Here is a 7,489-nt window from a genome sequence, read left to right on the forward strand (position 1 = left end):
TATTCCGCTGCCTACGCCATGTTGAAAAGCATTCTCTTTGAGATCAGGATCAAATCCTCTGATGATTATGACCTGCTGTACAATACCATCAATACCAGGACCATACAGGACTTTAAGCGCGACCGCGACTTTTGGCGCAAATACAACAACCAGATGTTTGGCTATCTTGACATCGCCTTTGACCGGTTCCTGAAGCTCAATAACCAGAGCCGGGGCACCGACAGCTACCAGGATATAGTACTTTGGCTTTACAATATCCATAAAAAAGATTTGTAAATTTGCCCCACTATGGCAAAAATATCCATCAACCTGGCAACAGGTTCATTTCAGCAGGAAGAAATCATCGTCGGTATTGACCTGGGAACCACCAACAGTTTAGTCGCCTTCATCAATCCCGATAAAAACCCGCAGGTCATCAATGATACCGGGAAAGGACTTCTGGTTCCCTCAGTCGTACACTTCAACGCACACGGAGACGCCCTTGTAGGAAATGATGCCAAAGAATTCCTGATCACTGACCCTGCCAATACCATATTTTCAGTAAAACGGTTACTGGGCAGATCTTATAAAGATGTTGCTGCACACCAGGATACTTTTTCTTACAAGATCATAGACGACGAAAGTGATTCACTGGTCAAGATCAAAGCGGGTGATAAATTTTACACCCCTATAGAACTCTCCGCAGAGATCCTGAAAGAACTCAAAGCGAGAGCAGAACACGCCCTGAAAACCCCCGTAAACAGAGCCGTAATAACCGTGCCCGCATATTTCAATGACAGTCAGCGCCAGGCCACCCGCGATGCCGGCAAACTCGCCGGGCTCGACGTACTTCGGATCGTAAATGAACCTACCGCCGCAAGTCTGGCTTACGGATTAGGCCTTGACCCTGCACAACAAAAAACAATTGCAGTATACGACCTGGGCGGGGGAACATTTGATGTGTCCGTGCTCTCCATACAAAATGGAATATTTGAAGTCCTGTCTACCAATGGCAATACTTTTTTAGGCGGTGATGATTTTGACCGCGCCATCGTCCATTACTGGATAGACAGCAATAAGCTGGATAAAGAAGCCCTTGCTAAGGACTCCGGTTTAATGCAGTCCTTGAGACTAAAGGCCGAGGAAGCAAAGAAAGCACTAAGTACCCAAAGCCTGTACAATGAGAAATTGGGCGAAATCCGGTGCACACTCGATAAGCAGACCTTTGAAAACCTTATCGCCGGCAAAGTAGCAGAAACTATAGCTTCCTGTAAACTGGCTTTATCAGATGCCAAACTGACCGTAGCAGAAATAGATGAAGTGGTCCTCGTTGGAGGTTCTACCCGCACACCCTATGTGAAGCAGCAGGTTGCAGGATTTTTTCAGCGTGAGCCGCACGATCAGATCAACCCGGATGAGGTGGTGGCCCTTGGTGCAGCCATACAAGCCGATATCCTGGCGGGCAACCGTTCAGATATTTTATTACTTGATGTCACTCCCCTTTCGCTGGGTATAGAAACCATGGGCGGGCTGATGGATGTGATCATCCCGCGAAATGCTAAAGTGCCTACAAAAGCCGGAAGACAATACACCACTTCGCTGGACGGACAGGTCAACATGAAGATCTCTGTTTATCAGGGAGAAAGAGACCTGGTACAGGAAAACAGGAAACTGGCAGAATTTGACCTCAAAGGAATTCCTCCAATGCCCGCCGGTCTGCCTAAAGTAGACATCAACTTCATCCTCAATGCCGATGGCATACTGACTGTACAAGCCATTGAACTCAGGTCCGGAGTAAAGCAGGAAATAGACATTACCCCAAGTTACGGGCTTACGGATGACACCGTAGAAAAAATGCTGATCGACAGCATTACCCACGCAAAAAGCGATGTGGAGCAGCGTATGCTGATCGAAGCCAGAAGCGAAGGCGAACAATTGGTCTATACCGCCGAACGCTTCGTAGAAAAGCACGGAACCTATTTAACCGCCGAAGAAATCACCAATACCAAAACACGCATTGAAGCACTGCAATCGGCACTCAAAAAAGCAGAAAAAGATGAGATCTTAAAGAAAGCCGACGAGCTCAATGAGTTTACCCGTCCTTTTGCAGAACGTGTAATGGATGTTGCTGTTTCTGCAGCAATGAAAGGCAAAAGTATCGACAATTAACACCATATAGATTTCCTGATCTAATTTAGCGGATGAAACACACGTTTTTATCCGCTAAACTGACACTTGTCTGCTGCACTGCACTACTGCTCTTAAGCTCCTGGGGTTTCTTTGCCCACATGGAGATCAACCGGCTTGCCGTATTTACACTGCCTAAAGACATCAGCAGGTTTTACAAAACAAACCTCAAATACCTGTCAGATCACGCAGTAGACCCTGATAAGCGCAGATATGCAGATACAACAGAAGCCCCCAGGCATTATCTGGATGTTGAGCTTTATGAAAATTGCATAGACAGCATTCCCAGAAAATGGGATGACGCTGTGAGCAGATATGGCTTAAACAGACTCCATCAAAACGGTATACTTCCCTGGCAGATACAAAAAAGCTATTACAAACTGGTCAGTGCATTTAAAGAACGGGACTCCGCCAAAATACTCATTTACTCCGCTTATCTCGGGCATTACATAGCAGACGCCCATGTGCCCCTGCACACCACACAAAACCACAACGGGCAACTGACCGATCAAATTGGGATCCATGCATTTTGGGAAAGCAGGTTGCCAGAACTGTTCAGCAAAAATTACAATTACCTGGTTGGGAAAGCACAGTATATAGAAAACCCCTTAACTGAAGCCTGGAAGATCGTTACACAAACACACAGCCTGGTCGATTCCGTTTTACAGTGTGAAGCAGATCTTCATCGGGCATTCCCGAAGTACAGAAAATACAGTTATTCGGAAAGAAAAGACCAGGTATTGAAACAATACTCCAGGGCTTATTCCAAAGCGTATCACGATAAAATGAACAACATGGTGGAACGGCAAATGCGTTCAGCTATATACAAAACAGGTTCATTCTGGTATTCTGCCTGGATAGATGCCGGCCAGCCGCGTCTTGAAGATTAAACTTCCACATCCTCTTTGACCACCTCTTTCTTTTTGAACTTCGACCTCAGCGCAGCAAATATCGCCGGGAAAAAGGTCACTACCGCGATCAGCACGATCACCACATCAAAATTGGCCTTTACCACAGGGATCTGCCCCAGAAGGTATCCGGCCATCAGCAAACTGGTGATCCATGCAACACCGCCAATCACATTGAAAAAAGTAAATCTGCTAAATGGCATTTTGGCCACACCGGCAACAAAAGGAGCAATGGTCCTGAATATAGGCAGGAAACGGCTGAATATAATGGCCTTGCCCCCGTGCTTTTCAAAAAATTGGTGAGACTGATTGTAATATTCCAGCTTTAAGATCCGGTTCTTTTCATTAAAGACCTTGACGCCCAGGTAAGTACCGAGCTTATAATTCAGGGAATTGCCTAATATTGCCGCAATGATCAGCAAAAACAGCATCACCCAGATACTTAACCCGGTGTTTTCGCCTGCAATTAAAGTACCTATAGCAAACAGCAAAGAATCTCCCGGTAAAAAAGGGGTAACGACAAAACCCGTTTCGGCAAAAATAATAAGGAACAGAATGGCATAAGTCCAGTTCTGATAATCTCTGATGATTTCCTCCAGGTGTTTATCAATGTGCAGGATGAAATCAAGTAAAAAAGTGAAAAATTCCAAGTTTTATAAATTAAGCCCAAAAGTAAAAATATCATGGCAATAACCATGATATTTTTAAACCTTATAATGTCATAATTAGTTCTGAATGATCACATGCTGCTCCAGAACCTTTTCAGAGGCCCCGTCTATCCATATGGTATAATTTTTACCGGCCTGCAGATTTGCGTCAATAATGAGCGGATCCGTTACACCGGTCGCATTCGCTTTAATCTTTGAGCCCGGATTTACACTAAAATAAGTGGAGGAATAGGCAAAGGCAATACCCGTAGTCAGGATCTCCCCGTCAACAACAGAAAAATTGATGTAGTTTTCCAAAAAGCTGTTTAAATGTACAAATCTAACCCTGGCCTTGCCGGGTACTACAACATTATCATCATCTTTTACCCCCGCAGCCAAATTTCCGCCAAGTCGAATCAGGCCCTTGAAATAGAATACGGTCACTTCCGCCCCAATCTCAAACTTTCCGCCGATACCTGCATTACCTGTACCTTCAGTAGTACCCATATCCGCGAAAGCAAAAGCATTATCGCCTGAAGTACTGGTATAGTAAGGTGAGAATTGCCCATAGATCAGTGCAACAGAATTTGGCGCTTTGACCCCTCTGATGAACATATCCTGCGGATTGGAACTTTTTACCGCATTTACAAACCTCACTTTAATCTCGCCTACAGGCTCCGGCGGGTCTTGTTTTACACAAGAAGCGAACAGTACTATTAAACCCAAATAGAGTAGTCTTTTTTTCATCGGATAATATTTTAGATATAAACGTAACAAAACCGGTATTCGCTACATATTGCGTCACTATTTTTACGCTCCATCACAAATATACCAAAAACAACAATGGCCCGGCATATTACCGGGCCATTTCACATATTTTAACAAATGCTAGTTATAATTGTTCAGCATGACCGGCATGACGAGCATCAAAACATCCTCATTCTCATCATTGGTCTGAGGGATCAGTAAGCCGGCCCGGTTTGGCGTAGAAAGCTCCAAAGTAACTTCTTCACCGCTCAGGTTGCTTAGCATTTCAATCAGGAATTTGGCGTTAAATCCGATTTCAAGGTCTTCTCCTTCATACTGACAGCTCAAACGCTCATGTGCTTCATTGGCAAAATCCAGGTCTTCAGATGAGATGTTCAGCTCACTGCCATTGATCTTCAGGCGTACCTGGTGGGTAGTTTTATTGGCAAAAATAACAACCCTGCGCAAGGTATTCAGGAAAAGCGCCCTGTCAATCACCAGTTTATTGGGGTTATTGGCAGGAATAACTGCCTCATAGTCAGGATAACGCTCATCAATCAAGCGGCAAACCAGGTTAATGTTCTCAAACTTAAAGAAAGCACTCGTCGCATTGTAATCTACAGATACATTGACATCGGTAGACGGCAATGCTGCCTTCAATAAGGTCAAAGCCTTTTTAGGCAGGATAAAAGACGATGATTTATCAGCTTTGCTGTCGGTACGTCTGTACCTGACGAGCTTATGCGCATCGGTCGCTACAAAAGTAATGTGCTGATCTGAAAGCTGGCAAAAAACACCGGTCATTGCGGGGCGAAGCTCATCATTACTCACGGCAAAAATGGTCTTTGTGATCGCTTCAGTTAAAACTGAGGCAGGTAAATTTACCGAGGATGCATTTTCAACCACAGGGATCTTAGGAAAATCATCTCCGTTCTCACCACTCAGCTTATATTTACCATCACCCGCACTGATCTCAATAGAAAAAGTGCTGTCATCGATATTAAATGAAATGGGCTGATCCGGTAAAGTCTTTAAAGTATCCAGTAATATTCTCGCAGGAACAGCAACTTTTCCTCCTTCTTTAGATTCAACAGGCAAAGAAGTGGTCATACTGGTCTGCAGATCCGTAGCAGATATGGTTAAACTTCCATCTTTAATTTCAAAAAGGAAATTTTCGAGTATAGGCAATACAGTACTGCTGCTTGATGCACCGTTTACTGTTTGCAAATGTTTTAATAACGTTGATGTGGATACAATAAATCTCATAATATGATTTAGTCAGTTCTCAAAAATATAAAAATTACCTTGTATACTTATGCTTGCGGTAATAATGTTGAAAAATTGCAAACAATATTAACAATAGTAACGGCACGCCGACATTGATCAGCTGCCACTGCAATTTTTCTGTACGCAAACGTGTCCTATCCAATAACCTGATCCTGACCTCTTTATTGCGCAGCGAGATCAAATTATTGTCATTGCAAAGATAATCAGCAATATTCAGCAACAGCGCCTTATTTCCATAATTGCGTCCTGTATACCTGTCAAAACCCAAAGGAAATGCAGATCCGTCCCTGCTGCTCACCTGATTTTTGAACACATCCCCATCCCCGATCACGATCATTTTATTTGCTTTGCTCTGCAGGGATGCTCCATAATTTTCAGAAATGCCCGGGGGCAATGGCCTGTTCAAAAATACAGAAGGAAAAATACCTTCAACCAGCACTCCTGCCGAAGCCGGAACACTGGCATACGCTTTCGGATCAGGCTGTTCGGCCACCATTTGCAAAGTAAGGAGCTTTGGCGTGCTGTGTACCTTATTGAAAGCTGAACTCTTCAATATCACCTGTTTGCTCAGCCCTTTCACTGCTATAGTATCTACCGTACTTACAAACTCAGCCAATACCCCATCTATGTTCCTTACCAGGTTATGCGTAGTATCCGGCATCAGCAAAGGATAATATACCCATGGCGCCATCTGGATCTGTCCCTGTTGTCCGCCGCCCGTACTCAGCGGAATTTCCGCACAATTGGCATCTGCGATCAGGTTATAATTTATACGCGTCCCGTACATGAACAGCATATCGTCGAGGTTCAGTTTTCTATTGAAAGCGAGCTGTTCACCCGAGCGCCCCATGCTGTCCAGTTCTGCTCCTACCTGGTCAATACACCAGACCACCCGGCCGCCATTCATCACAAAATAGTTGATCTTATATTTTTCTGCTTCCGTAAATTCTTTTTGGGGCTTGACGACCATCAGCATTTTCAGCTTGTCCAAACCTTGCTTATCAATCACATTCAGGTCAACCCTGCCCACTTCGTAATTATCGGACAAGCTTTTGATCGCATCGTGCAGCAGCAGATCTGACAGTTCCCCATTCCCTTCGGTAATTCCGATCCTTGGATGCTGACCGCCCAGTACCTGCTGAATGGCCGATGTGAACAGATATTCCAGGTTCTGTATAGAATTGTTGATGTTCTCTTCATAATCTCCCATCGCATCCAGGTTCTGGAGCAATTTTACGGGCTGCTGCTTTCCGTCACCCTCCACTATAGCCATCGGAAAAACGGTCTTTTGTGCAAAGCCAGCATCATTTTTAATGTTGAGCGTAGTGGGCTCAATTCCCAGCTGATAGAGGTTATTGATCACAGTATCCTGATCGCCGGCACTTAATCCGCCTATGGGATCAACAAATACAACTTTAAAAGATGCACCTGAATACGCGCGGTAATCCGCAAGCAGGTCTTTGGTCGCATTGCGCAGCCGCTTGAAAGCTGCAGGCAGGTCGCCATCTAAAAAAACGGTAACGACTATTTCTTTATCCAGGTTTTTTAAAACAGACTTTGACTGAGCTGTTAGTGTAAATCTTTTTTCTTTGGTAAAGTCGACACGGGTATAAACATACTGTGCAATGATGTTCAGCATGACCAGCGCGGCGACAAAAGCCAGTGCCCAAAAAAACTTCCTCTTTCCAGTCTTTACCATTTTCTGCCTCCCAGTACGAGCCTGGTCAGCCCCCA

General features: G+C 44.5%; 7 protein-coding genes. 3 read left to right on the forward strand and 4 right to left on the reverse strand.

Annotated elements, in window-relative coordinates; genetic code table 11:
- The 3 genes from VK541_RS03140 to VK541_RS03150 all read left to right on the forward strand — a co-directional run.
- On the forward strand, positions 1–276 hold a 276-nt coding region (locus tag VK541_RS03140), incomplete at its 5' end, for a DUF3810 family protein (RefSeq protein WP_324366839.1).
- A gap of 12 nt (positions 277–288) precedes the next feature.
- Positions 289–2,148, forward strand: coding sequence for a molecular chaperone DnaK (gene dnaK / locus VK541_RS03145; protein ID WP_324366841.1), 1,860 nt, complete (start codon positions 289–291; stop codon positions 2,146–2,148).
- A 32-nt stretch (positions 2,149–2,180) separates the two neighbouring features.
- The gene (locus tag VK541_RS03150; protein ID WP_324366843.1) at positions 2,181–3,056 is read left to right on the forward strand and encodes a zinc dependent phospholipase C family protein; all 876 of its coding nucleotides are present in this window, start codon (positions 2,181–2,183) and stop codon (positions 3,054–3,056) included.
- Here the strand turns inward: VK541_RS03150 and VK541_RS03155 are convergent.
- The 4 genes from VK541_RS03155 to gldG all read right to left on the reverse strand — a co-directional run.
- Positions 3,053–3,724 carry a DedA family protein gene (locus VK541_RS03155; protein WP_324366845.1) on the reverse strand — a complete coding sequence of 224 codons (672 nt, stop codon included), beginning with the start codon at positions 3,722–3,724 and terminating at the stop codon, positions 3,053–3,055. The two genes, VK541_RS03150 and VK541_RS03155, sit on opposite strands and share 4 nt — an antisense overlap.
- Positions 3,725–3,799: 75 nt before the next feature.
- Complete coding sequence (locus VK541_RS03160) at positions 3,800–4,468, reverse strand: DUF4397 domain-containing protein (protein ID WP_324366846.1); 669 nt, start codon at positions 4,466–4,468, stop codon at positions 3,800–3,802.
- Positions 4,469–4,609: 141 nt separating this feature from the next.
- Complete coding sequence (gene dnaN / locus VK541_RS03165; RefSeq protein ID WP_324366848.1) at positions 4,610–5,734, reverse strand: DNA polymerase III subunit beta; 1,125 nt, start codon at positions 5,732–5,734, stop codon at positions 4,610–4,612.
- Positions 5,735–5,768: 34 nt separating this feature from the next.
- The coding region (gene gldG / locus VK541_RS03170; protein WP_324366850.1) for a gliding motility-associated ABC transporter substrate-binding protein GldG at positions 5,769–7,489 on the reverse strand (1,721 nt) is incomplete at its 5' end.

This window comes from Pedobacter sp. (genome assembly GCF_035317785.1).
GTDB lineage: Bacteria > Bacteroidota > Bacteroidia > Sphingobacteriales > Sphingobacteriaceae > Pedobacter.